27 protein-coding genes are annotated in these 25,651 nt (G+C 54.9%); 6 read left to right on the plus strand and 21 right to left on the minus strand.

Going from position 1 to position 25,651, the window contains the following annotated elements; translation table 11 throughout:
- The first annotated feature begins 14 nt into the window (after positions 1–14).
- Positions 15–1,742 carry a phosphoenolpyruvate-protein phosphotransferase PtsI gene (ptsI, locus tag OGY18_RS11015; protein WP_286552986.1) on the plus strand — a complete coding sequence of 576 codons (1,728 nt, stop codon included), beginning with the start codon at positions 15–17 and terminating at the stop codon, positions 1,740–1,742.
- 40 nt (positions 1,743–1,782) lie between these two features.
- Positions 1,783–2,292, plus strand: a complete 510-nt coding sequence (gene crr / locus OGY18_RS11020; RefSeq protein WP_000522253.1) for a PTS glucose transporter subunit IIA — start codon at positions 1,783–1,785, stop codon at positions 2,290–2,292.
- Between the two features lie 148 nt (positions 2,293–2,440).
- Here crr and OGY18_RS11025 read toward each other — a convergent pair whose 3' ends face one another.
- Both OGY18_RS11025 and pdxK read right to left on the minus strand, forming a co-directional pair.
- Positions 2,441–2,680, minus strand: coding sequence for a cytoplasmic protein (locus OGY18_RS11025; RefSeq protein WP_191214163.1), 240 nt, complete (start codon positions 2,678–2,680; stop codon positions 2,441–2,443).
- Entirely contained in the window at positions 2,677–3,543 is an 867-nt protein-coding gene (gene pdxK, locus OGY18_RS11030; protein ID WP_286552989.1) for a pyridoxine/pyridoxal/pyridoxamine kinase, read from the minus strand. The genes OGY18_RS11025 and pdxK overlap by 4 nt, the downstream gene beginning before the upstream one ends.
- Positions 3,544–3,625: 82 nt before the next feature.
- On the opposite strand from pdxK, the gene ptsJ reads away from it, so the two are divergent.
- Both ptsJ and OGY18_RS11040 read left to right on the plus strand, forming a co-directional pair.
- Complete coding sequence (gene ptsJ / locus OGY18_RS11035) at positions 3,626–4,918, plus strand: MocR-like B6 salvage transcription factor PtsJ (RefSeq protein ID WP_286552991.1); 1,293 nt, start codon at positions 3,626–3,628, stop codon at positions 4,916–4,918.
- A gap of 13 nt (positions 4,919–4,931) precedes the next feature.
- Positions 4,932–5,648: a type 1 glutamine amidotransferase gene (locus OGY18_RS11040; RefSeq protein ID WP_126317597.1), complete on the plus strand. Its 717-nt coding sequence runs from the start codon at positions 4,932–4,934 to the stop codon at positions 5,646–5,648.
- 91 nt (positions 5,649–5,739) lie between these two features.
- On the opposite strand, the gene cysM is transcribed toward OGY18_RS11040, so the two are convergent.
- From cysM to OGY18_RS11090, 10 genes are all read right to left on the minus strand, one after another.
- A complete protein-coding gene (cysM, locus tag OGY18_RS11045) occupies positions 5,740–6,651 on the minus strand; it encodes a cysteine synthase CysM (RefSeq protein ID WP_003835014.1) in 912 nt (303 codons plus the stop codon).
- 118 nt (positions 6,652–6,769) lie between these two features.
- A complete protein-coding gene (gene cysA, locus OGY18_RS11050) occupies positions 6,770–7,867 on the minus strand; it encodes a sulfate/thiosulfate ABC transporter ATP-binding protein CysA (protein ID WP_126317596.1) in 1,098 nt (365 codons plus the stop codon).
- Positions 7,857–8,732 carry a sulfate/thiosulfate ABC transporter permease CysW gene (cysW, locus tag OGY18_RS11055; protein WP_003038064.1) on the minus strand — a complete coding sequence of 292 codons (876 nt, stop codon included), beginning with the start codon at positions 8,730–8,732 and terminating at the stop codon, positions 7,857–7,859. Before cysW ends, cysA begins: the two co-directional genes overlap by 11 nt.
- A complete protein-coding gene (gene cysT / locus OGY18_RS11060) occupies positions 8,732–9,565 on the minus strand; it encodes a sulfate/thiosulfate ABC transporter permease CysT (protein WP_286552993.1) in 834 nt (277 codons plus the stop codon). The genes cysW and cysT overlap by 1 nt, the downstream gene beginning before the upstream one ends.
- Positions 9,566–10,582 carry a thiosulfate/sulfate ABC transporter substrate-binding protein CysP gene (gene cysP / locus OGY18_RS11065; RefSeq protein ID WP_003835019.1) on the minus strand — a complete coding sequence of 339 codons (1,017 nt, stop codon included), beginning with the start codon at positions 10,580–10,582 and terminating at the stop codon, positions 9,566–9,568.
- Between the two features lie 157 nt (positions 10,583–10,739).
- Complete coding sequence (ucpA, locus tag OGY18_RS11070; RefSeq protein ID WP_003835020.1) at positions 10,740–11,531, minus strand: SDR family oxidoreductase UcpA; 792 nt, start codon at positions 11,529–11,531, stop codon at positions 10,740–10,742.
- A gap of 172 nt (positions 11,532–11,703) precedes the next feature.
- A complete protein-coding gene (gene yfeX, locus OGY18_RS11075; RefSeq protein WP_003835022.1) occupies positions 11,704–12,603 on the minus strand; it encodes a porphyrinogen peroxidase in 900 nt (299 codons plus the stop codon).
- 93 nt (positions 12,604–12,696) lie between these two features.
- Complete coding sequence (locus OGY18_RS11080; protein WP_003835025.1) at positions 12,697–13,272, minus strand: RpoE-regulated lipoprotein; 576 nt, start codon at positions 13,270–13,272, stop codon at positions 12,697–12,699.
- 59 nt (positions 13,273–13,331) lie between these two features.
- A complete protein-coding gene (locus tag OGY18_RS11085) occupies positions 13,332–13,781 on the minus strand; it encodes a DUF2919 domain-containing protein (RefSeq protein ID WP_003835027.1) in 450 nt (149 codons plus the stop codon).
- Positions 13,768–14,193: a GNAT family acetyltransferase gene (locus OGY18_RS11090; RefSeq protein WP_003038048.1), complete on the minus strand. Its 426-nt coding sequence runs from the start codon at positions 14,191–14,193 to the stop codon at positions 13,768–13,770. The genes OGY18_RS11085 and OGY18_RS11090 overlap by 14 nt, the downstream gene beginning before the upstream one ends.
- A 212-nt stretch (positions 14,194–14,405) precedes the next feature.
- Between OGY18_RS11090 and amiA the strand changes: the two genes are divergently transcribed.
- On the plus strand, positions 14,406–15,275 hold the full coding sequence (gene amiA / locus OGY18_RS11095) for an N-acetylmuramoyl-L-alanine amidase AmiA (protein ID WP_003038046.1): 870 nt from the start codon (positions 14,406–14,408) through the stop codon (positions 15,273–15,275).
- Between the two features lie 2 nt (positions 15,276–15,277).
- The gene (gene hemF / locus OGY18_RS11100) at positions 15,278–16,177 is read left to right on the plus strand and encodes an oxygen-dependent coproporphyrinogen oxidase (RefSeq protein ID WP_149385198.1); all 900 of its coding nucleotides are present in this window, start codon (positions 15,278–15,280) and stop codon (positions 16,175–16,177) included.
- A gap of 95 nt (positions 16,178–16,272) precedes the next feature.
- Here the strand turns inward: hemF and eutR are convergent, their stop codons facing one another.
- The 9 genes from eutR to eutJ all read right to left on the minus strand — a co-directional run bounded on the left by eutR (position 16,273) and on the right by eutJ (position 25,643).
- Complete coding sequence (gene eutR / locus OGY18_RS11105) at positions 16,273–17,325, minus strand: HTH-type transcriptional regulator EutR (protein ID WP_166465371.1); 1,053 nt, start codon at positions 17,323–17,325, stop codon at positions 16,273–16,275.
- 48 nt (positions 17,326–17,373) lie between these two features.
- Positions 17,374–17,904 (minus strand): ethanolamine utilization microcompartment protein EutK, encoded by a 531-nt coding sequence (gene eutK / locus OGY18_RS11110; RefSeq protein ID WP_123267688.1) that lies wholly within the window; start codon positions 17,902–17,904, stop codon positions 17,374–17,376.
- A gap of 11 nt (positions 17,905–17,915) precedes the next feature.
- Positions 17,916–18,575: an ethanolamine utilization microcompartment protein EutL gene (eutL, locus tag OGY18_RS11115; protein ID WP_003838537.1), complete on the minus strand. Its 660-nt coding sequence runs from the start codon at positions 18,573–18,575 to the stop codon at positions 17,916–17,918.
- Positions 18,576–18,584: 9 nt separating this feature from the next.
- Positions 18,585–19,481, minus strand: coding sequence for an ethanolamine ammonia-lyase subunit EutC (gene eutC / locus OGY18_RS11120; protein WP_181510571.1), 897 nt, complete (start codon positions 19,479–19,481; stop codon positions 18,585–18,587).
- A 20-nt stretch (positions 19,482–19,501) separates the two neighbouring features.
- Positions 19,502–20,863 (minus strand): ethanolamine ammonia-lyase subunit alpha, encoded by a 1,362-nt coding sequence (eutB, locus tag OGY18_RS11125; protein ID WP_003038029.1) that lies wholly within the window; start codon positions 20,861–20,863, stop codon positions 19,502–19,504.
- An 11-nt stretch (positions 20,864–20,874) separates the two neighbouring features.
- Positions 20,875–22,278, minus strand: coding sequence for an ethanolamine ammonia-lyase reactivating factor EutA (eutA, locus tag OGY18_RS11130; protein ID WP_003835041.1), 1,404 nt, complete (start codon positions 22,276–22,278; stop codon positions 20,875–20,877).
- Entirely contained in the window at positions 22,275–23,507 is a 1,233-nt protein-coding gene (gene eutH / locus OGY18_RS11135; protein ID WP_003835043.1) for an ethanolamine utilization protein EutH, read from the minus strand. Before eutH ends, eutA begins: the two co-directional genes overlap by 4 nt.
- 119 nt (positions 23,508–23,626) lie before the next feature.
- A complete protein-coding gene (eutG, locus tag OGY18_RS11140; RefSeq protein ID WP_008785420.1) occupies positions 23,627–24,814 on the minus strand; it encodes an ethanolamine utilization ethanol dehydrogenase EutG in 1,188 nt (395 codons plus the stop codon).
- Positions 24,804–25,643, minus strand: coding sequence for an ethanolamine utilization protein EutJ (eutJ, locus tag OGY18_RS11145; RefSeq protein WP_063941690.1), 840 nt, complete (start codon positions 25,641–25,643; stop codon positions 24,804–24,806). The genes eutG and eutJ overlap by 11 nt, the downstream gene beginning before the upstream one ends.
- Positions 25,644–25,651: the final 8 nt, after the last annotated feature.

Below are 25,651 nucleotides of genomic sequence, written 5' to 3' on the forward strand. Positions count from 1 at the left end.
AGTAAGGTAGGGTTATGATTTCAGGCATTTTAGCATCCCCGGGTATCGCTTTCGGTAAAGCATTGCTGCTGAAAGAAGACGAGATCGTCATTGACCGGAAAAAAATTTCTGCCGACAAGGTTGATCAGGAAGTTGAACGTTTTCTGAGCGGTCGTGCCAAGGCATCTGCGCAACTGGAAACGATCAAAACCAAAGCTGGTGAAACGTTCGGTGAAGAAAAAGAAGCCATCTTTGAAGGGCATATCATGCTGCTCGAAGATGAGGAGCTGGAGCAGGAAATCATAGCCCTGATTAAAGATAAGCACATGACGGCTGATGCAGCTGCGCATGAAGTTATCGAAGGTCAGGCCACAGCCCTGGAAGAGCTGGATGATGAATACCTGAAAGAACGTGCGGCTGACGTACGTGACATCGGTAAACGCCTGCTGCGTAACATTCTGGGTCTGGCAATTATTGACCTAAGCGCTATCCAGGACGAAGTTATCCTGGTTGCCGCAGACCTGACCCCGTCAGAAACCGCACAGCTGAACCTGAACAAGGTGCTGGGTTTCATCACTGACGCGGGCGGACGTACTTCCCATACCTCTATCATGGCGCGTTCTCTGGAACTGCCTGCCATCGTAGGTACGGGTAGCGTCACCTCTCAGGTGAAAAACGACGACTATCTGATTCTGGATGCCGTAAACAACCAGGTTTACGTCAATCCGACCAACGACGTTATTGAGCAACTGCGTGCCGTTCAGGAGCAGGTTGCTACCGAGAAAGCGGAACTCGCTAAGCTGAAAGATCTGCCGGCTATCACGCTGGACGGACATCAGGTTGAAGTTTGCGCCAACATCGGTACCGTTCGTGACGTTGAAGGCGCTGAGCGTAACGGCGCTGAAGGTGTGGGTCTGTACCGCACCGAATTCCTGTTCATGGACCGTGAATCGCTGCCAACTGAAGAAGAACAGTTTGCTGCGTATAAAGCCGTTGCTGAAGCCTGTGGCTCTCAGGCGGTCATCGTCCGTACCATGGACATCGGCGGCGATAAAGAACTGCCGTACATGAACTTCCCGAAAGAAGAGAACCCGTTCCTGGGCTGGCGTGCCGTGCGTATCGCCATGGATCGTAAAGAGATCCTGCGTGACCAGGTTCGCGCTATCCTGCGCGCCTCTGCTTTCGGCAAACTGCGTATCATGTTCCCAATGATCATCTCTGTTGAAGAAGTGCGTGCACTGCGCAAAGAGATCGAAATCTACAAACAGGAACTGCGCGACGAAGGTAAAGCATTTGACGAGAGCATTGAGATTGGCGTGATGGTGGAAACACCAGCTGCGGCAACAATTGCGCGTCATTTAGCCAAAGAAGTTGATTTCTTTAGTATCGGCACCAATGATTTAACGCAGTACACCCTGGCAGTTGACCGTGGTAATGATATGATTTCACACCTTTACCAACCGATGTCGCCATCTGTGCTGACGCTGATCAAGCAAGTTATTGATGCTTCTCATGCTGAAGGCAAATGGACTGGCATGTGTGGTGAGCTTGCAGGCGACGAACGTGCTACACTTCTGTTGCTGGGGATGGGTCTGGACGAATTCTCTATGAGCGCCATTTCTATCCCGCGCATTAAGAAGATTATCCGTAACACGAACTTCGAAGATGCGAAGGTGTTAGCAGAGCAGGCTCTTGCTCAACCGACAACGGACGAGTTAATGACGCTGGTTAACAAGTTCATTGAAGAAAAAACAATCTGCTAATCCACGAGATGCGGCCCAATTTACTGCTTAGGAGAAGATCATGGGTTTGTTCGATAAACTGAAATCTCTGGTTTCTGATGATAAGAAAGACACCGGAACTATTGAGATCGTTGCTCCGCTCTCTGGCGAGATCGTCAACATCGAAGACGTGCCGGATGTAGTTTTTGCTGAGAAAATCGTTGGTGATGGCATTGCTATCAAACCAACCGGTAACAAAATGGTTGCCCCTGTTGATGGCACCATCGGCAAAATCTTTGAAACCAACCACGCTTTCTCTATCGAATCCGACAGCGGCATTGAGCTGTTTGTTCACTTCGGTATTGATACCGTTGAACTGAAAGGCGAAGGCTTCAAACGCATCGCTGAAGAAGGTCAGCGCGTGAAAGTGGGCGACCCGGTTATTGAATTCGATCTGCCGCTGCTGGAAGAAAAAGCCAAGTCTACCCTGACTCCGGTTGTTATCTCCAACATGGACGAAATCAAAGAGCTGATCAAACTGTCCGGTAGCGTGACAGTGGGTGAGACTCCGGTTATCCGCATCAAGAAGTAATTCTTTTTGCAGAGAAAGATGGCGCCAGCAGGCGCCATTTTTTTTATCTGATGGTTATCAAAACCCTGCCGGATGGCGCTACGCTTATCCGGCCTACAACAAACTCCGTAACGTAGGCCGGATAAGACGTTCTCGCCGCCATCCGGCATTAAATCTGTAAGGTGACCGGTCGGTAACACGCCTCGCGCATCAGGATTTTCATCCCTTCCGGCCCGCTTTCCAGCATCCGTCGCTCCGAGTCTGCCACTAACAATTCACAGTCGTAGCCACCCGCAATACCAAACATGGCCCGCGCTACACAGATATCTTCCAGCGCTGCTGCCCCGTTGGTGTCAAAATGTCCAACCATACGCCCATTCTGGCGAATCACCAGCCGGTAACTCTTCATCGCGCCTCCCCTGCCGGTGGCAGAATTAATTCATCACAACCGCACAGGTGCGTCCACGTCATCACGTCCAGCACCCGCTGCGCGGCGTCGTGCGTCGCAGTCGTCAGCGCTTTCCCCAGTACAAGGCCGCTCACCAGCTCTGCACAAAACAGATCGCCAGTCCCCTTCAGATCCGTTTTCACTCGCGGATGGACTAACACCTCAACCGTTTCAGCCGTCACCACCGCAACGTTAATAATCTCTTCGGTATCCCCCGGCGCACTGGTGATCACCACCCATTTCAGGGTGTCAGTGAGCAGTGATTGTGCCGCCGTAATGGCTTCATCAAGCGTACGACACGGCTTTCCGCTCAGCATTTGCAGCTCGAACACGTTCGGCGTCAGCCCCTGCGCCAGCGGCAGCAGGTGCTGACGATAAGCTTCCGGGATTTCGGCTTTCACATACATGCCGCTATCCGTATCGCCAATCACAGGGTCGACCAAAATGCACAGGTCCGGATGCGTGGCCCGAACGGTTTCCAGCCACTGTGCCAGCAAGGCGATTTGCTCCGCGCTGCCCATGTATCCAGTAGTCACCGCCTTTAGCTCGCGCAAGGCATCACGCTCGCTTAAGGCGCGGAGATAGCCACTAAACCAGTCGGACGGAATAACGCCGCCGTAAAAGGTTTCATAATGCGGGGTATTACTGAACAGCACCGTGGGTACTGCCGTCACGCGTAACCCCTGCGCTTTAATGGCCGGGACGGCGATGCTGTTGCCTACGCTGCCATACACCACCTGTGACTGGACGGCGACGATATCGGTCTGTAACGCCCGATTCGTGTCGTCAAAGAGCACTGACTGGATATCACTCTCCTGCTCCATAAATTTCTCCTCTCTCTGGACAGCGGGCCTACGCCTCACTATTATCGTCATATGCTAAAATTCATTTTGTCATAGGTCAATAATGATCGACGGAAAAACCGCTAACGAAATTTTTGACAGTATCCGTCAACATGTCACTACAGGCACGCTGGCAGCAGGCGAAACGTTGCCGCCAGTGCGGGAACTGGCGACGGAATTAAACGTGAACCGCAATACTGTCGCGGCGGCTTACAAACGCCTGGTCATCTCCGGGTTGGCGCAGAGCCTGGGACGCAACGGCACGGTGATTAAGGGGATTACGGCCCCCGTTGCGCTGGAAGGTGGTAATCCGGATACCCCGCTCGTCGATCTTTCCGGCGGGAATCCATCGCCCTCGCGTCTTCCTGACCTGAGTAGTTATTTCGCAAAGATAAATAAGAGTCCGCGGTTGTATGGCGATGCCGCTGTATCACCTGGACTTAAGGCGTGGGCATCACAATGGATGCAAAATGCAATGCCCGGCAAAGGGGAAATTGATATCACCAGCGGCGCCATTGATGCTATCGAACGGCTACTGTGCGCCCATTTACTGGCTGGTGATAGCGTTGTCGTAGAAGATCCATGCTTTTTGAGCAGCATCAACATGCTGCGTTATGCTGGTTTCTCCGCCAGTCCGGCCAATGTTGACCACGAAGGTATGCTGCCGGACCAACTGGAACTCGCGCTACAGAAAGGTGCGCGGGCGGTGATTCTGACACCGCGCGCGCATAACCCCACAGGATGCAGCCTGAACGCATCCCGCGCGGCGCAATTGCAGGAAATCCTGGCCCGCTATCCGCAGACGCTGGTGATCGTCGACGACCACTTTGCGCTGCTATCTGCTTGCCACTGGTATCCGGTGATTGCGAAGGAAACCACGCACTGGGCGATTGTCCGTTCGATGTCCAAAACGTTAGGTCCGGATTTACGCCTGGCCATTGTGGCCAGCGATCCGCTCACTTCAGGGAAGCTACGTTTACGGCTCAACTCCGGCAGTCAGTGGGTCAGCCATCTGCTGCAGGATTTGGCCTGCGCCTGCCTGAGTGACAAGACTTATCAACACACGCTGGCGCAAACTCAGCAGTTTTACGCCGCCCAGCAGCAAACGTTGGCGGCAGCACTGCGGCGACATGGCATTGAGTTACCCGTTGGTGACGGTCTGAATATGTGGCTACCGCTGGAAAATAACAGCCAGGCTATCGCTTTTGCGCTGGCGAAGTCCGGCTGGCTGGTGCGGGAAGGCGAAGTGTTTGGCGTCAATACGCCTGCCCACGGCCTGCGTATTACGCTGTCAACCTTAACTGACAGCGACATTGATAAGCTGGCGGCTGATATTCATCAGGCGCTAAAACGCTAACAGGAGAGAAAAAGTGCGAGTTCATTTTGTTATTCATGAGTCTTTCGAATCTGCTGGCGCGTATCTGCCGTGGGCCGAATCACGCGGCTATACCATCACCTGGTCGCGCGTTTATGCCGGAGAAGCGGTCCCTGCGAACGCCGATGATTTCGATATGTTGGTGGTGTTTGGCGGTCCGCAGTCACCACGAACCACGCTGGCAGAGTGCCCGTACTTTGATTCTCAGGCCGAGCAGCATCTGATCAACCAGGCGATTGCGGCACGTAAAATTGTGGTGGGGATCTGCCTGGGTTCACAGTTAATCGGCGAAGCGCTGGGTGCGAAGGTGTGCCAGAGTCCGGAAAAAGAAATTGGTCACTACCCCATCGTTCTGACCGAAGCCGGTCAACAGCACCCGTTGTTCAGCCATTTCGGCTCACCGCTTACCGTCGGCCACTGGCACAACGACATGCCAGGATTAACCGACCAGGCGACCATTCTTGCTGCTAGCGAGGGCTGTCCACGACAAATCGTGCAATACGGTAATTTTGTTTATGGTTTTCAGTGCCATATGGAGTTTACAGCTGATGCTATAGAAGGGCTTATTCAACACTCCGAACAAGAACTGACGGAAGCTAAAGGCAAGCGCTTCATCCGTTCCGTTGAAGAGATGCGAGCATGGGATTATCAGCAGATGAATGAGAAGCTGTGGCAATTCCTAGATAAGCTTGTGGAAAAACGTAACGATTGATTATGGCAGGCCGGATAAGACGCTTTACGTCGTCATCCGGCGCTCGTGCCGTACGTTTGCCTGATAGTGCTATGGTTATCAGGCCTGAAAACTAAATCCCTAATCCCTGGTTAAAGTGCTCTTCGCCAAACACGCCGGTTGAAAGGTAGCGATCGCCGCGATCGCAGATGATCGCCACCACCACCGCTCCCGGTGTCGCGCGCGCCACACGTAACGCCCCCGCTACCGCGCCACCAGAACTGACACCACAGAAAATCCCTTCGCGCACGGCCAGTTCACGCATGGTGTTTTCTGCATCGTTCTGGTGAATATCCAGCACCTCATCCACCAGCGAGGCGTTAAAAATGCCCGGCATATATTCCGCAGGCCAGCGGCGAATTCCCGGAATACTACTGCCCTCTTCCGGCTGCAGGCCAACGATAGTGACCGCTTTTTCTTGCTCACGCAGAAAACGCGACACACCGGTAATGGTGCCTGTCGTTCCCATACTGGAGACAAAGTGGGTAATACGACCTGACGTCTGCTGCCAGATTTCCGGTCCGGTGGTGGTGTAATGCGCGTACGGGTTATCCGGATTATTAAACTGATCCAGCAGCTTGCCTTCTCCACGCTGCGCCATTTCAAGGGCTAAATCGCGCGCGCCTTCCATCCCCTGCTCTTTGGTGACCAGAATCAGCTCGGCACCATAGGCGCGCATCGCCGCACGGCGCTCCTGGCTCATGTTGTCTGGCATCAGCAGCTTCATACGGTAGCCCTTCAGCGCGGCGATCATTGCCAGCGCGATTCCGGTATTACCGCTGGTAGCCTCAATCAGCACGTCGCCTGGCTTAATTTCTCCGCGCTTTTCCGCTTCGACGATCATCGACAACGCGGCGCGGTCTTTCACCGAACCTGCGGGATTATTGCCTTCCAGCTTGACCCAAATTTCACTGCCGTTATCCGGCGCCAGACGTTGTAATTTCACCAGAGGCGTATTGCCAATTGTTTGTTCTAATGTGTTCACGTTTTCAGCTCAATAAAATGCCGGGTGGCGCTGCGCTTACCCGGCCTACAGGTCATGCTGCACCTGATAAGCCCGATAAGAACAGCGCCACCGGATGATAACTATACGAATTAACCTATCAGGCACTTTGCGCCAGGGCAAGTTCCTCTTCACGCGTTTCAATCCGCTGGTCTCCGTTATACAGGCGCGCATTTTGCAGCCCGACAAACAGCCGTTCGCCGCGGTTCGGGGTATCATCGCCCTGCATGATGACCGTCAGCGGTTCGTTATACCACCCCAACGGTTGCACAACTAATTGGGTGTAGTGTCCTTTCGGGCTGGCTTCCAGCACCTGTACCGGCAACGGCGAATCCAGGCTGGTACGACGGCTCACGTCCACTTCCCACGGACGCAGGAACAGATCCACCGGTCCCTGATAACCAGGCGTATAACCCAGCGGCCAGCGGTGTGCGCCCACGTGGAATTGCCCACCGCGAATCGTTCCCTGCAAGCGGTTAACCTCGCCCATAAACTCCAGCACAAAACGGGTAGCCGGTTCGCGCCAGACCTGATCCGGCGCATCAGCCTGCTCGATATGACCCTGACTCATCACCACCACGCGGTCTGCGACTTCCGTCGCTTCTTCCTGGTCGTGGGTCACAAACACGCTGGTAAACTTCAGCTCTTCATGCAGCTGACGCAGCCAGCGACGCAGCTCTTTACGCACCTGCGCATCAAGCGCGCCAAACGGCTCGTCGAGCAGCAGGATCTGCGGCTCTACCGCCAGCGCACGCGCCAACGCCACGCGCTGTTTTTGCCCGCCGGAGAGCTGTGCCGGGAAACGGTCCGCCAGATGAGCCAGTTGAACCATTTCCAGCAGTTTGGTGACTTTTGCTTTAATGGCCGCCGCATTCGGGCGCTCACGCCGTGGCAGGACCGTCAGACCAAACGCGATATTGTCGAAAACGGTCATATGACGAAACAGCGCATAGTGCTGGAACACGAACCCCACCTTACGGTCGCGGGCGTGCAATCGGCTAACGTCGGTACCGTGAAAACGGATATGCCCGCTGGACTGATGCTCCAGCCCGGCAATAATGCGCAGCAGCGTAGTTTTGCCCGAGCCAGACGGCCCCAGCAGCGCAACCATCTGACCTGAAGGAATATCCAGCGAGATATCGTTCAGCACCTGGGTGCGACCAAAAGACTTCTTAATATTGGCAATCTCAATGCTCATGATTTTCCTCCTGCTGCGCGCGTTTCTCCTGGTTCTCCAGACGCCATTGCAACATGCTCTTCAAAAACAGGGTAATAATCGCCATCAGCGTTAATAGCGCCGCGGCGGTAAAGGAGCCGACCGTATTGTAGTCCTGCTCCAGTAATTCAATCTGTAGCGGCAGCGATAAGGTTTCGCCGCGAATCGAGCCGGAAACCACTGACACCGCGCCAAACTCACCAATCGCACGGGCGTTGGTCAACACCACACCGTACAGCAATGCCCAACGGATATTCGGCAGCGTCACGCGGCGGAACATCTGCCAGCCGGACGCGCCAAGCAGCACAGCCGCTTCATCTTCATTGCTACCCTGGCTTAACATCACCGGCACCAGCTCACGCACCACAAACGGACAGGTCACGAACACTGTCACCAGCACCATCCCCGGCCAGGCAAACATAATTTGCAGGTTATGCTCATCCAGCCATCCGCCAAGCGGGCCGTTAGAACCGTAAAACAGCAGATAGACCAGGCCGGCAACCACCGGCGAGACAGCAAATGGAATATCCAGCAACGTCAGCAGCAGTTGGCGTCCGGGGAAGTTAAAGCGGGTCACCAGCCAGGCCAGCAACACGCCAAACACCAGGTTCACCGGCACCGCAATCAGCGCAATCAGCACCGTCAGCCAGATGGCATGCAGCATGTCCGGGTCCGCCAGATTCTGTAATACCGGCATTAATCCCTTGCTGAACGCCTGCACGAAGATGTAAATCATCGGCACCAGCAAAATAAACGCGGAGACCAGCATGCCCGTGCCGATCAGGAACCATTTCCCCCAGTTGATGCGGGGTGCGCCATAGCGTTTCAATTGGGTAATGTCTGCCATCAGTGACCTACCACACGTCGACCAAAGCGACTTTGCAGAGTGTTAATTGAAAACAGCAGCAACAACGAAGCCCCGAGGATCACAGAAGCAATCGCGCTGGCGGCCGGGTAGTCAAACTCCTGCAAGCGAACAAAAATCATCAGCGAGGTCACTTCCGTCTTCCATGCGATGTTTCCGGCGATAAAAATAACCGCGCCAAACTCACCGAGGCTGCGGGTAAACGACAGCGCAACGCCAGCCACCAGCGCGGGAGACAGCTCCGGCAGCACTACTTTACGGAAACTTTGCCAGCGCGTAGCACCGAGTGTTTCAGCTGCTTCTTCATATTCCGGGCCTAACTCTTCCAGTACTGGTTGCACAGTACGCACCACAAACGGAATGCTGGTAAAGGCCATCGCTACCGCGATACCGAGCCAGGTGTAGGTCACCTTGATATCCAGCTTCGCCAGCCACTCGCCGTAGAAGCCATTAACCGAAAACAGTGACGCCAGCGTCAGACCTGCCACCGCCGTAGGCAGTGCAAACGGCAGGTCCATCAGCGCATCCAACAGCGTACGGCCCGGAAAGCGATAGCGGGTTAATATCCACGCCATCAGCAAACCGAACACGCCGTTAAAAATCGACGCCACAAACGCCGACAGCAGCGTCACTTTATAAGCCGTCACCACCTGCGGATTGGTAATCACATCCCAGTATTGCGCCCAGCTCATTTGCGCCAGTTGCATCACCAGCGCGCTCAGCGGCAGCAGCAATATCAGGCAGACAAACAGTAAGCTGGTGCCCAGGCTCAAAGTGAAGCCGGGCAGCACGCGTCGGGAAGAAACAGCAAACATTTACTTACGCCCCGCCGCCAGCAGTTTGTCCAGCTCACCGCCGCTGACAAAGTGTGTTTTCATCACTTCAGGCCACGAGCCAAACTTATCTTCCACACGGAACAATTCGGTCTGCGGGAATTTATCTTTCAGCTTGTCCATTACCTGTGGGTTATTCACGCGGTAGTAGAAATCGGTAATGATGGTTTGCGCCTGCGGGCTGTACAGCCAGTTCAGGTAGGCTTTCGCCGCTTTTTCAGTACCGTTGGCCTGCACATTTTTATCTACCCAGGCCACCGGGAACTCCGCCAGAATGTTGACCTTCGGCACCACCACTTCGAAGCCCTGGTCTTCATACTGTTTACGGATATTGTTCACTTCCGATTCAAAGGTAATCAGTACGTCGCCCAGACCGCGCTCCACGAAGGTGGTAGTTGCACCACGACCGCCGGTATCAAATACTTCCACGTTTTTCAGAAACTGGGTCATGAACTGTTCGGTTTTAGCTTTATCCCCACCGTCCGCTTTATCTGCCGCGCCCCACGCTGCCAGATAGGTATAGCGTGCGTTACCGGAGGTTTTCGGGTTCGGGAAAATCAGCTTCACGTCCGGGCGAACCAGATCGTTCCATTCGTGGATATTCTTCGGGTTGCCCTTACGCACCAAAAACGCCATGGTGGAATAGAATGGCGAACTGTTATTCGGCAGGCGGCTTTGCCAGTCGGCAGGGATCAACTTGCCTTTGTCATGCAGGATCTGCACGTCGGTCACCTGGTTATAGGTCACGACGTCAGCTTTCAGCCCCTGCAAAATCGCCAACGCCTGTTTTGATGACCCGGCATGAGATTGTTTAATCGTCAGTTTGTCGCCGCCGTTATCCTTCGCCCATTGCTGTTCAAACGGCGGATTAAGGGCGGCAAACAGCTCGCGGGAAACATCGTATGAACTGTTCAGCAGTTCCGTTGCCTGCGCCTGCCCCACCAGCAACAGCATGGCTGCCAGCGTCAGTGTTCTTTTTTTCAGTAAGTTAACGGCCATTGCGCACCCTTATAAATTAAATGACTTTCTTATGGTCATCATATTTATAACCAGTGCTAAAGGAGTAACGGTTTTATATACCGTTTGATGATTTGAAAGTTGAAAAGAGAATAAGGGGTACCTCCTCCCCAGCACATGGGGAGGAGACTGGCATCAATCAGACGCCGACGCTTACGCTTTCAGGCAAAGTGCTGCCGCCATCAATCACGTTTTGCGTGCCAGTTAAATAACTGGACTCATCCGATGCCAGGAACGCCGCCAGTTCGCCGACCTCAAGCGGGCAGGCCAGACGACGCATTGGGATCGCTTTCGCCATTTCGACTAAAACGGATTCAGGATCTTCCGGGTTAGACTGACGCGCAATGCTTTCCGCCATCGGCGTACGAACGTAGCCAGGGCAAATGGCATTCACGCGAATGCCGGACTGCGCATATTCTACCGCCAGGGATTTGGTCAAACCGATGATCGCGGCTTTCGACAGCGCGTAGGCCGTTTCGCCCGGGTCAGCAACCATATCGCCGGTCACCGATGACATCATCACGATGCGCCCATCTTTGCGCGCAATCATCTCCGGCAGAACGGCTTTCGTCACGTTCCAGACGCCTTTAATGTTGATATCAATGTGAAAATCGCGATCTTCATCGCTCATATCAAGGAAGTTGCCGAGGCGGCATACGCCGGCATTGTTCACCAGAATATCGATTTTGCCTTCAATCTGCTTCGCGCGCGTCACCGCTTCCTTGACCGACGCAAAATCTCTGACGTCAGCGTGAACGGCTGTGCAACGGTGCCCACGCCCAGCCAACTCATCCGCCAGTTTTTCAATCTCATCGGAGATATCCAGCAGGATTAAGTTCGCGCCATGGCGGGCAAACGTTCTGGCGATACCCTCGCCAATACCCTGAGATGCGCCCGTAATCAATGCTGTTTTGCCCGTGAGTTTTCCCATTTCAATATTCTCCTTTTGAATATGAAGCCTTCGCTTCATTCACGCAGAAGATACAGCAATAACAAATTAGTGCTGAGGAATAGCTCACTAAATCAGGTTAATCTCAGGTAAAAAAAATCCCCGACGATGCGGGGATGTCTATTTCGTGGCCGATAACAGGATCAGCTCAACATTACAGCGCCATTAAACGGTCCAGCGACGGTGCAAAGTAATAGCCGCCGGTTACCGGTTTGGTGAAGCGCAGCATCGCATCACGCTTACCGTCAGTGTCACCAAACATGCTCAGCAATTGTTGTTCAATGTTGTGCAGACGAGCGCAGTAGGCGCAGAAATAGAGACCATGCGTGCCGCTGGCAGTACCGTATGGCAGGCTCTGGCGCACAATTTTCAGCCCTTTACCGTCTTCTTTGAGGTCAACACGGCTCAGGTGAGAGGTGACCGGACGGTCATCACCGTCGATCTCTTCGTTGGCTTCCTTGGTGCGACCAATCATCATTTCCTGGTCATGGATGCTCATGCGATTAAGCTGCTTCAGGTTATGTTCCCAACGCTGTACAAACACATAGCTGCCACCGGCATCCACGCCATCTTTGATAACGGCAACTTCACGGCGCGTTTCTTCGCCTGCCGGATTTTCCGTACCGTCAACAAAGCCGCTGAGATCGCGCTCTTCGACCCAACGGAAACCGTGGATTTCTTCTTTGACTTCAATACAGTCGCCAAATGCTTCCATTGCCGCCTGCGCAACGGAGAAATTCACGTCATGACGCAAAGAGAGAATATGGATCAACACGTCATATTGGGTTGCTGGTGCCAGACCTTTACCGTAAGGGATAAAGTCTTTTAACTCTTCAGCACCGACGCCGCCGCTCAATGCACGCCAGGTGTTGTTGCCAAAAGCGACAACCGCGCCCAGATGCGCATCCGGGAACTTAGCTTCAAAGGTCGCCAGCTTATCGGCGAAGGTTTTGCTGGCCGCACGCAGGGCATCAACGTCGCCTTTAACATTGGCTTCAATCCAAATCGCCGCACGGCAATGTTCTGGCAAAATGCCACTCTGAACCTGAGACATTGTTCCTCCTGAAAAAAAGATGCCACGACATCGTGGCATTGATGGGCGCTATTCTACCTGTTTTTTTAACAAGCCGATTTGTTCAGACGCAAATTAACGCCGCCAGATAATTTTGCTTACTTTCCACGCTTTCAGCGTGTCGTCAGACGGCATTATATCCTCAGGCCCGCTCCATTCACCGGAAAAAATATAGCTAATATGTTGACTTCCCTCAGCTTTACACTCAACGCCCGCGCTGTCATCGCCGGTTGCTTTTTGGCAATTACCGAAAGCTTTAGTGTAAAGGTCGCTAAACGGTGTACCGATTTCGACACCCGCGGCTGACGAAATATCGTGATCTAATATATCAATACGACTGATGGTTCCCTGGCTGCCGTTGATGACTATCGCCAGCTTGTCGTCTTTCATCGCTTCATAGAAGCGCACCACATTACCGTTATCGGTCTTCATTCCGCTACGCAGGCGGTAATCACCGTCCAGCGCATCAGCAATAGCTTTTTCATCCAGCGGCGTAGCGCCCGTTAACGCTCCGACGCCCTGCTCTGTGACCTGCGTTGAAGAACCAAACCAGTTCCACGGATTGGCGGCAGACCAGTTCACCGAGGACAACGTTGAACACCCGGCCAGTAGCAGCGGCATCGCGCATAAAGTCAAACGCAGTGATTTCATTTCACTTCCTTCCTTATTTATCAACGTTGCTTGGAGTCCGGTTTCCCCAAAAAGTGCCGTTATTCTTTCTCAAGGGAAAAACAGGCGCGCAGACGTTGATTGGTTAACAGCCAGATCAGCGCGACAATATCCGCCACCAGCAGCGCCAGCCCGACGCCATTGAGCGGATCGCCTGCCAGCCACATCACCGGCTGCCAGCACAGCAGCACTAGTTGAGCGAGAATCAATAATCCACGCAGCCAGCGCCAGATCACCGGAAACGCAAAGCGTCGCCCGCTGAGTAAAAACGCCAACACGGCGGGAACGCCGGGAAGCAACCCCAGCCAGAATGCGTCATGATCGGGATAAAACAGATTCAGCAAGGTGTTGCCCTGCTCACGGGAAGAACCGGCAATCACAAACAAAACCCAGGTGCGTGCCTGCAACAGCAGTACGCACCAGAAGAGAAAAGGCAGGCGCAGACGCCCATGACCATCATAGTCGGCCGGATGAAACTCAGTACTCTTCATCTTCGATCAAACGCTTGCCCAGATTGAGTACATCCGCATGTTCATAGCCCAGACGTTCATACATGCCCTGTACGACGTCGTTATCGTCACGCACCATGATTTGAATCTTCGGACAACCGCGGGCAATGAGCTTTTTCTCCAGCCGGTTGAGCAGCGCATTGGCAATACCGCGTCCGCGAAACTCAGGATGCACGCCCAGGTAATAGGCGGAACCGCGATGCCCGTCGTATCCGCCCATCACCGTGCCGACCACCTCGCCGTTCACTTCAGCAACGAGGAACAAGCTGACGTCATGATTGACTTTACGTTCGATGTCCATTTCGGGGTCGTTCCATGGACGCAGCAAATCACAACGCTCCCAGAGGGTAATCACCTCTTCGAAATCTTCCTGGCGAAAAACGCGTATTTCCATGGTATTGGGTACCTTTTCAGGACGTTAAAAAGCGATTATGGCGCGAACGGCTGATTTAGCCAATATCTGACGCGAAGCGGCGGAAAAAATGGCATAATACGGAATTGTCACGTATTGAAATGAAAAGTAAAACAATTCTTATCTCGATCCGTCGCAACGGACTACGCGATACGATATAACGTTTAGAACCTTTTTTTTACAACTCAGGCCGTATGAGCACTTTTAAACCACTAAAAACACTCACATCGCGCCGCCAGGTGCTGAAAGCCGGGCTGGCCGCCCTGACGCTGTCAGGCATGTCACAAGCCATCGCTAAAGAAGAAGCGCTAAAGACCAGCAATGGACACAGCAAACCGAAAGCGAAAAAATCCGGTGCTAAGCGCGTTGTTGTCCTTGATCCGGGGCACGGAGGGATTGATACCGGCGCAATTGGTCGCAACGGCTCGAAAGAAAAGCACGTTGTGTTAGCTATTGCCAAAAACGTGCGCTCGATCCTACGCAACCAAGGGATTGATGCACGCCTGACCCGCTCCGGCGATACGTTTATTCCGCTCTACGATCGCGTCGAGATCGCCCACAAACATGGTGCCGATCTGTTCATGTCGATACACGCCGACGGTTTTACCAATCCGAGCGCTGCGGGTGCTTCGGTCTTTGCCTTATCCAATCGCGGCGCCAGTAGCGCCATGGCGAAATATCTGTCCGATCGTGAAAACCGGGCCGATGAAGTCGCCGGAAAGAAGGCCACTGACAAAGATCATTTGTTGCAGCAGGTGCTGTTCGATCTGGTGCAAACTGACACCATAAAAAACAGCCTGACGTTAGGCTCGCATATTCTTAAGAAGATCAAGCCGGTACACCGTCTGCACAGTCGCAGCACGGAACAGGCCGCCTTCGTGGTGCTAAAATCACCTTCGATTCCGTCGGTCCTGGTCGAAACCTCGTTCATCACCAACCCGGAAGAAGAACGATTGCTGGGTACGGCGGCGTTTCGTCAGAAAATCGCCACCGCTATCGCCAATGGCATCATCAGCTATTTCCACTGGTTTGATAACCAGAAAGCCCACTCGAAGAAACGTTAACCATGAAGCCCGATGCACAGCGCGTAAAACAGTTCCTGCTCAGCCTGCAGGATGAAATTTGTCAGCAGTTATCCGCCGTAGACGGCAGCGAGTTTGTTGAAGATAACTGGCAGCGCGAAGCGGGCGGCGGCGGGCGCAGTCGGGTGTTGCGTAACGGCGGTATTTTCGAGCAAGCAGGCGTCAACTTCTCCCACGTCCACGGTGATGCAATGCCGGCCTCGGCTACCGCGCATCGCCCGGAGCTTGCCGGGCGCAGCTTTGAAGCGATGGGCGTCTCGCTGGTGGTGCACCCGCAGAATCCCTACATTCCAACCAGCCATGCCAACGTACGGTTTTTTATCGCGGAAAAACCGGGGGCCGATCCCGTGTGGTGGTTTGGCGGCGGCTTTGACTTAACGCCCTACTACGGCTTTGATGAGGATGCGGTTCACTGGCATCGCACGGCGCGGGATCTGTGCCAGCCGTTTGGCGATGACGTTTATCCACGTTACAAAAAGTGGTGCGATGACTACTTCTTCCTCAAGCACCGCAACGAGCAGCGCGGCATTGGCGGGCTGTTTTTCGATGATTTGAATACCCCTGATTTCGACCACTGCTTCGCTTTTATGCAGGCAGTAGGTCAAGGTTACACCGAGGCGTATCTGCCCATCGTCGAACGCCGCAAAATGATGAGCTGGGGCGAGCGCGAGCGTAATTTCCAGCTTTATCGTCGTGGGCGCTATGTGGAATTTAATCTGGTGTGGGATCGCGGCACGTTGTTCGGTTTGCAAACCGGCGGGCGCACGGAATCGATTCTGATGTCGATGCCGCCGCTGGTACGCTGGGAGTATGACTGGCAGCCGGAAGCGAACAGCCCGGAAGCTGCCCTTAGCGAGTTTATTCAGGTCCGCGACTGGGTGTAATTACCTGATAGCGCTACGCTTATCAGGCCTACAACAACGGCAAACCCGTAGGCCGGATAAGACGCGTTAGCGTCGCATCCGGCACAATAATCTCATCATGCCCACTGGCGCATACGCTGATGCAGCGTCAACGACGGTTTCTCCGCAAACAGCTGCTGGTAGTCGGTAGCAAACTGCCCTAAATGCCAGAATCCCCACTGCATGGCGGCGTCTTTCACCGTCGCACTCTGCGACCACGGGCTTATCAACTCACGGCGCACGGCGTTCAGGCGAATACGTTTCAACCAGGCATTCGGGCCAATACCGAGGATCGCGTGAAAGGCGTTTTGCAACGTTCGGCGGCTAACGTGCAGTTGATTGCATAAGTCGAGCACGGTCAGCGGCTCTGACATATTCTCCAGCACATATTCGCGCGCACGCGACAGCAAGCGACGATAGCTTTGATGGCTGATGCTCTCCGCAGTCATAATCGGCTGCGCTTCTTCCAGCATGGTGCCCATCGCCAGCAGCAGGTTATCGCTCAAGACCTTACGTACCGCAGGTTGATGGAGGTTTTCCGGGTTTTCACTAAACGTCGCCAGCGCCTGCTGCACAAAGCCCCATAGCGCGGCTTTGTGTTGTTCTTTAACTTCCAGCGCCGACTGGTTACGCAGCATATGCAACACCCTTTCCGGGTTATGCAGGAAGTTGGCCTGACGGGCAATGGCCTCTTCCGAAATGACGACACCCAAAATGGTGTAGTCATCCGGTGTACTCAGTTCAAACTCCGTCCCGCCTGGGCGGGTGGCAATTTCAGCGCTCCCCAAACACTGGGTACCAATAAATCCCTGCTCGCCGCGCGTGGCCGGAATGCCAAACCAAAATGAGTTTGGCCAGACAAGGCACGACTGACGCAGCGCCAGTCCGGTGTATTCACGGAACACCTGAATATCGTCGAGCAGGATTTCCGTGAACTCGCCATGAAATTTTCCCGGATGCAGCTGGTCGTAGATCTGCTGCCAGGCAGTTATCGTCAGAGCATGCTCATACACATCCGTTGTTCGCCGCTGGTGAACGTTGTCCACCTCCACTTTCGGCGTCAGTTTAACGTCTTCGGGTAATGCTTCATGATAAAGATGGTGCAGGTTTGCAGTACGTTTCTTTTTCATGATCTTTTAAGCCGGAAGCTTCAACGAAGCCCCCGGCCCTCCGACAGGTTAATTTTTTAAGCGATAGCGACTACTGCGTTTACGCAACGCTCCGTCAGAAAAGAGCTGTTCCAGCGCTTTTCTGGCTTCATCAAGTGACCAGCCAAAGTGGGCGGCCACTTCCCCTGCCGTCATTCCTTGACGGACCGATGCTAACAGCGTCAAAAGTTGGGCAGAGGATTCAGACGTCACTGGGGCGTCTTGTGTCTTCTCTGGTTTCACTTCTGTTTTCGCTTCTGGCTTCTGTTCAGGTTTCTTCGGCTGGCGTTTAAAACCGCCGATCAGCCACTGGGTGTCATCGTCCGGCCGGCCTATTTCCTTACGGCTGATAACACGGCCCGTACGCGCTGCGGCTGCACTGCCAGCATCCAGCGCTGCGCGGCATGCCGCCAGATCGCCTTCCACCACCAGCGTCAGCCGACCAGGATCGAGCACTTCGTGGCTAAGCAGACGCACGTTCGCGGCTTTCAGCATGGCATCCGCCGCGTCTACGGCAGCCACCATGCCATCCACTTCCAGTAATCCCAGTGCATTGATCATCACTACCTCTCTTACGCGCGCTGGATTGGATTACGGGCAATATCCAGAACGGCATCGGCAAAGGCGTTACATGCGGCTTTACAAGCGGCCTGGCTACCGGTCAAAAACGCTGCTGAATAGTTGGTTTCTGACGGCGGTGGTACATAGGTCACCAGTTGCACATCGGCAGATTTCAGCGCGGCATCAATACCAAATGTCGCTTCCAGCGGCGGTGCTACCAGATACGCCATCGGATCGCCCAGTCGGCATCCTGCGGTCGCGGAAAGATACGAACCGGTGCGCGAAACCACATGCGCCAGGAAGGCGGTATCTTCTGCGTCATTCGCCCACTGGAATGCCGCCCCGCTTTCAATATTGGCCACCATCGCGTCCAGACCTGCGCGAACTTCGGCTGGGTTTGGTCCACCGAGCATAATCAGCACTTCGCCCGAGGTTGGAGAGGGACTGTGCGCCGCACCGGCATACAGCGAGCGGCCATAAACCACTTCCACCATCGCCTGTTTTGTCGCTTCATCTGCGGCAATATACGCCACGTCATCAGAGTCTGCTGTGATGAGTCCGAGGCTACGTATATGTGGCGGCAATTTAAGTTCGCGGGCAAAACCGTCATTTACCGAGGCAATCACGCGCATCGCGGTGACTGAAGGTCTAATCAAATCTAATGCTGGCATGATGCCTCCTTAACGGGTCATATTGATGCCGGATGCTTTTTGCTCCAGCATGCGCTTGGCCAAATCCACAATTACTGCTGCCGCTTCAACCGGAGGCGTACCGCCCTGGTGAATATTCGAGATGCAGGTACGGTCAGCCTCAACGGTGGTTGCCACACGCGGCGAATAGACGGCGTAGCAAGAAAGACTTTCCGACTGGCCGAGGCCCGGACGTTCACCAACGAGCAGGATCACCGCTTTTGCACCCAGCAGTTCACCGATCTGATCTTCGATTTTCACGCGCCCATAGCGAACAAAGAACGGCGTCCCGACTTTCAATCCAGCCTGTTTTAAGCCCGACAACAGCGGCGGCAGGATCTCTTCGTAGTTGGCAGTGATGGCATCGGTAGACAAGCCATCAGAGATAATCACCTGTACATCCGGATTCATTACACACTGTGATTTCAGTGCTTCAATGGCTTCCGCACTCAGACGACGCCCCATGTCCGGGCGCGTCAGATACAGGTTTTTGTCGCTGATTTCCGAGCGCACTTCCAGCAGCCCCTGGGCTTTTACCCACTCTTCCGGCACTTCTTTCAATACCGTATCTTTCGAACGCGAGTGGTCAGCCAGGAAGCGCAGCAACGCCTGGGTACGCGGACGAGGACCAGCACGACCGGTACATACACGCGCAGCGGTGCTACGGCGCAGTTCGGTCAATACCTCTGCGCGGTGCGGATTCTCAACGCCTATCCACGCTTTGGCTTCGGCTGAGCCTAAGTCCATCGCGCAGCTTTCACCGGTCGATACGTCGCACTGCGTGGTGCTGCATTTTGCTGGTGCTGACGGTTCTTGAGCCTGCGGTTGAGACTCACCCATTGACGCCATTACGCTGCGTACAATTTCTTCAATCTGTTTTTGATCCATCGTGTGTCATCCCCGCGTCATCAGAAGAACAGTGACGGATCGCCCGCCCGTTTGGTCAGGCGACCGTTTGCCATAATGCCCATGGTTTCCAGCCAGCGTTCAAACTCCGGCGACGGACGCAGGTTCAGCAGCTGACGCACAGTCGCGGTGTCGTGGAAGGCGGTGGTCTGATAGTTGAGCATGATGTCGTCACCGAGCGGCATGCCCATGATGTAGTTGCAGCCAGCGGTGGCGAGCAGAATCATCAGGTTTTCGTTAAGGTTCTGGTCAGCATCAGCATGGTTGGTGTAGCAGCAGTCACAGCCCATTGAGATGCCGCTCAGCTTGCCCATAAAGTGATCTTCCAGACCGGCACGAATAATCTGACGGTCGTTGTAGAGATACTCCGGCCCGATAAAGCCCACCACGGTGTTCACCAGGAACGGATCGTAGTGGCGCGCCAGCCCGTAGTTACGTGCTTCCATCGTCACCTGATCGGCACCGAAGTTCGCGCCCGCGGAAAGCGCAGACCCTTGCCCGGTTTCGAAGTACAGGCAGTTTTCCCCGGCGATACGGTTGAACTCAGCGCCCACTGCGCGCGCTTCATCCAGCATGGCCAGCTCAACGCCAAACTCTTTTAAGCCTTTTTCGCTACCGCAGATACTCTGGAAAATCAGCCCGCCCGGCGCACCGCGACGAATCGCTTCGATCTGGGTAGTCACGTGTGCCAGTACGCAGCCCTGGGTCGGGATGTTAAATTTGTCGATAACGCCGTACACGGTATCCAGTACGCGGCTTAAGTTTTCCACGTCATCCGTTACCGGGTTAACACCAATCACCGCATCGCCCGCCCCGAAGGACAGCCCTTCGTAGATTTGTGCCGCAATACTCTGCACGTCATCACGGGTGTCGTTCGGCTGCAAACGGCAGCTGAAGGTGCCCGGCAGACCGATGGTGGTATTGGCCTTTTTGATCACCGGCATTTTCTTACCGCCGTAGATCAGGTCCGCGTTAGAGCAGATTTTTGCTACCGCAGCGACCACTTCCGACGTTAACCCTTTGCGCGTAAACGCAATGTCATCAACGGAGGTTTCATCGCTCAGCACGTACTCGCGCAGCTCGCTGATACTCCAGTTTTTGATACGGTTATAGGCCGTCTCGTTGACGTCATCCTGAATCAGACGCGTTACACAGTCCTCTTCATAGGAAATCACCGGGTTATTGCGGATATCCGCCACCGTCATTTCCGACAGTACCTGCTTGGCCGCCACGCGTTCCTGCGAACTGGTTGCAGCCACTCCTGCCAGCACATCCCCCGAACGCAGTTCGTTGGCTTTTGCCAGCACCTCTTTAACATCCTTAAACTGATAAACATTGCCGAACAATGTGGTCTTTAGTTTCATAAGTCGTTCCCTCAGGAAGGAAATGCGAGTGATTTCACCGTCACCGGCACAACCGATCCGCCAAAAAGAGGCGTACCAATGTCGATATAGTCCCCCGCCCGGACAACCACCTCATCGATGACTGCCAGCGGGTGTTGCTGTAACTGTGGGCGTAACAGCATGCCCAGGGCCTTACCAAAATCCTGCTCGGCTACCACCAGCAGGGGATGCGGATTCGGATAGCGCGCGACGAAGGCCAGCAGCGCATCAATCACCGTTAACAGCGCGGCGTAGCGCACCGGCAGTGAACCGGGCAGCGCCAGAACGTAAGCGTCTGTTTGCGGGTCAAGATCGAGCTGCATTAGCGCCTGTTGCCAGGCGGCCACCAAATCAGCCTCATCAACCGGAATCGCCACCGGCAGATTGCGCAGCGGAAGCGCCACACCTTCCAGCCAGATAGTGCTGCCCGAAAGCGACAGCGTATGCGCACCAGCGCCAATCACCGTGGCGCGCACGGTTTGCGCCGGGAACTGCACGTTCATCTCACGCAGGCGCGGATGTTCATGCAGAGCCGTCGCTAACAGCGGGCCAATGTCGGAAAAACAGAACGGATCGGCTGGTTGGTTGCGGTAGCACTCGCCCACCCCGCCGGACAACGTAATCACTTCCGGTTTCATGCCCGCCGGTAACAGGCCGGTTTGCATCAGCGCCTGTGCCAGCGGTGATAACGTGCCGTCGATCACCTCCACAATCAGCGCCGCCATCCGTCGGGCTACCTGAACAAGCTGCGCCGCATTGAGAGTTCGGGCATCAGTGCCCGGACCAAATACGTCATCAACAATCATCTGCCCCGGCTGATGCGCATGCACAACGCGCCCCTGGCCGTCCGTTTCCAGCAATCGTCCGCCGACGTTGAGGCAAGCCGAACCGCTGACCTTTCCGGCATCGAACAGAACGTAGTTCGACGTACCGCCACCGATGTCGATATTCAGTACGCGGCACAACTTCTGCTCGGACAGGGTTTGTGCCCCCGCACCGTGACCGGCAATCACCGATTCCAGATGCGGACCGGCGCTGGCCACCACAAAATCCCCCAGCGACTGAGAGAGCGCCATCACCGCCGGTCGCGCATTGCGGGTTTTGGCACTTTCTCCGGTGATGATGATCGCGCCGGAATCGACAGTCTCAGGCGCAATACCCGCCGCCTGATACTGGGCGAGGATCAGCGCCTTAAGTTCGGCCTCTTTCAACCCGCCCTGCTTATCAACGGGGGTAAAGAACACCGGGCTTTGCCAGCTAATTTCGCGTTTGATGAATTCGTAGCGCGGCACCTGCGACACTGCCGCACGGTTAACCAGTTCAAGGCGCGAGAAAATCACCTGAGTGGTAGTGGTGCCGATATCGATACCGACGCTCAGTAGCTGGCGAGTATTCACGATTGCGCCTCCGGGTTGGTTTCTACTTCTGCTGGCACATCTTCATCTTTCGGTACTAACAGCATAGCCACACCAATCGCCGTCACGCCGCCAATCAACTTGCCGACAATCATCGGGAAGATCATCGCGTTCATATTGGCAGCGGCGAAGCCTAAGTGGTCACCCAGTGCAAAGGCCGCGGAGACCGCAAAGGCGCAGTTGATCACTTTGCCGCGGGTATCCATATTCTTCATCATGCCGAACATTGGAATGTTGTTCGCCAGCGTCGCGACCATACCAGCAGCCGCAATATTATTGATTTTTAACAGATTACCGACGCTCATCAGCGGTTTTTCAAACCAGCGGGTCAGCAGCAGTACCATTGGGTACGCACCGAGCAGTACGCAGGAAATAGAACCGATAACTTCGATGGCGCGCATCACTTCACCCGGCTTGTCGCCCGGAGCCATGAAGATAGGATCAAGACCTGGGATTAGCTCCCAGCCGAGCAGGAATTTGACCACTGCTGCTGCCAGACCGATGGTGATCAGCGCCACCAGGAATTTCGCGAAGATCTGGAAGCCGTTGATCATTTTTTCCGGGATGAATTTCAGTCCCAGCGCCACCAGCACGGCCACGATCAGCACGGGAATCATATTCATCAGGATTAGCGCGAAGGTGAATTCCACCGGCTGTCCGTTGATTTCGACGCCGGAGTACATCGCAATCAAACCGCCCGCAATACAACCAATCGGAATGGTGACAATACCCGCCAGCACGCCCAGCGCCAGATAACGACGGTCAGACGGTTCAATAATCCCCAGCGCAACCGGAATGGAGAAGACCAGCGTCGGCCCCATCATCGCCCCGAGGATCAGGCCAGAGTACAGCCACGCCGCAACGTCGCCGCCCGCCAGTTCTTTCGCCAGGAAGAAGCCGCCCATATCGCACGCCAGCAGCGTTCCGGCAAACATCGACGGGTTCGCGCCCAACATTTCATACAGCGGAATAATTACTGGCCCGAGCACATGCGCCAGAACCGGTGCCAGCGCGGTCATACCGACCATCGCCAGGCCCAGCGCGCCCATCGCCATAAAACCTTCTTCAAACTGGCCGCCCGATCCCTCAATACTCTTACCAAACTTACCGAGGAAGCGTGCCGAACCGCCGAACTGCGACAGGATCCTGTCCACGGCGGCAATCAGCATAAAGAACATCATGATGTACATGATGATTTCGTTAATTCCCATAGCCCCTACTCCCTGTCATTTGTGATTTGTAGGCCGGATAAGACGTTTACGTCGCCTCCGGCATTAACGCCGTGTTATTGCCGGATGACGGTGCGAGCACCTTATCCGGCCTACAGGCATTACCCGGCAGCCGCGTACAGGTCGATGATCTGTGCCTGCGTGGCGGTGCGTGGGTTACTGCGAATACAAATATCCTCCAGCGCGGCGTGAGCCCATGCGCTGTACTGCTCGGGCTTTGCCCCAACGTCAGAGAGTCGTTTGGTCTGGCCCACTTCGCTAATCAACTCGCTGACCGCGTTGATAGCATCACGATCGTCCGATTTCTTGTTGGTTAACGCGCGTCCGATATGGCTGAAGCGCTCACGACACACCATGCGGTTGAACCCCATTACCGTAGGAAGCAGCATGGCGTTAGCCTGTCCGTGTGGAATGTGCAACGTCGCCCCCGGCTGGTGCGCCATCGCATGGCACAGGCCAAGCCCAGCGCTGGAAAACGCCATCCCGGCCATACAGGAAGCCAGCAGCATGCTTTCGCGCGCCGCCAGATCCTGACCGTAGCCGACGGCCTTCGGCAGCGATTTACCGATCATCGCTATCGCACCAATCGCCAGGCTGTCGGTAAACGGCGTCGCGTTCAGTGCGCTATACGCTTCAACGGCGTGCGTCAGTGCATCAATCCCGGTCATCGCCGTTACGTGCGCAGGCACGCCTTCCGTCAATGCGGCGTCAAGGATCGCTACATCCGGCATCAGGGTTGCGTGGGCCAGCACTTTTTTGAGTCCGGTCGCGGCGTCGATAATCACCGTGACGTTCGTGGTTTCTGAGCCCGTTCCGGCGGTAGTCGGTACGGCAATCAGCGGCAGACGCGGGCGTAACACGCTACGCTCGTCCATGTCAGCCAGCGTCTGGGTAGGATTGGTCACCAGCAACGCCACTGCCTTGGCGGCATCCAGCACGGAACCGCCACCAAAAGCCACGACGCCGTCGCACTTTGATTCACGCAGTTGCGCGACTGCCGCGCAGACGTCCGTAATGCACGGTTCACCTACCGGACAAGGCCACAGCGTCATTGCCACACCTTTCATCGCCAGGCTGCGCTCCAGTGCGGCGGTCATCCCCGCCTGATGCAGAAAGCTGTCAACCATGACGAACATATGCGTCAGTCCGCGCGTTTGTGCTTCCTGTCCGCAGGTACTGAGCGCTCCCAGTCCACATAACGTAACCGGGGGAACGCTAAACGTTTTTACGCGTTGCAGATTCAGGGTATCGAATGCCTGAAAGAGCGCGGTCTGCAATTCAGCTTGCATAGATTCCTTCCGCTTTTTCTTTTCCGCTGTTTGCAATCGCCAGCGGAGTCATAAACAGGCTGTGCTGGGGTAAATGCACCTGCAGTTCCGGGAAACGCTTACGGAACAGTTCATCAACGCCTGGCTGCATACAGGAGCCACCCGCCAGCCACAAATCAGCGACACTCTGTCCGGCAATATGGTGCGCCACGATTTCCGCCATCTTTTCGTAGACAGGCTTCACCACCGGCCAGATTTCTTTGCCATTGCTGCGCTTGTACTGCTCGGCTTCCTCCAACTGGATACGACGGTTCCCGGCCAGCGTCAGAGAGATATGGTGCCCGCCGGTCGCTTCATCAGCGGAGTAAGTCACTTTTCCCTGTTTAACAATTGCAATCCCGGTAGTGCCACCACCAATATCCACCACTCCGGCGTTATCAAGCTGCAACAGATCCGCCACCGCGGTTGGTTCGTCGAGGACATGGCTCACTTCAAGCCCGGCAGACTCCAGCACGTTAATAGAGATGCGTGGGTCAGTTCCCGGTGGAAACGAGGTTGCCGCATGGGTAAAACGGCAACCCAGCTGTTGTTCGAGCGTATCGAGATGGCGACGAACGATGGTCACCGCACCAAAGAAATCCCAGACGATGCCATCGCGCACGACATCGGCCCAGTCCAGGCAAACCGCGACCGGCTGTCCGTCACTGTCCACAACCATCGACACCACATCACACGTTCCCAAATCAATGCCCAACCACAGCGGTGAATCGCTCTTTGCGGGCGTCTGGTTACATAGCGTTGCCGCTTTTAGCAGTCTGGGTGTCAACCAACGTTGTTCGTCGTGCGCCATCTCATTTA

Origin of the sequence: Citrobacter sp. Cpo142 (genome assembly GCF_030332425.1) — a bacterium.
GTDB classification, from domain to species: Bacteria; Pseudomonadota; Gammaproteobacteria; order Enterobacterales; family Enterobacteriaceae; genus Citrobacter; species Citrobacter portucalensis.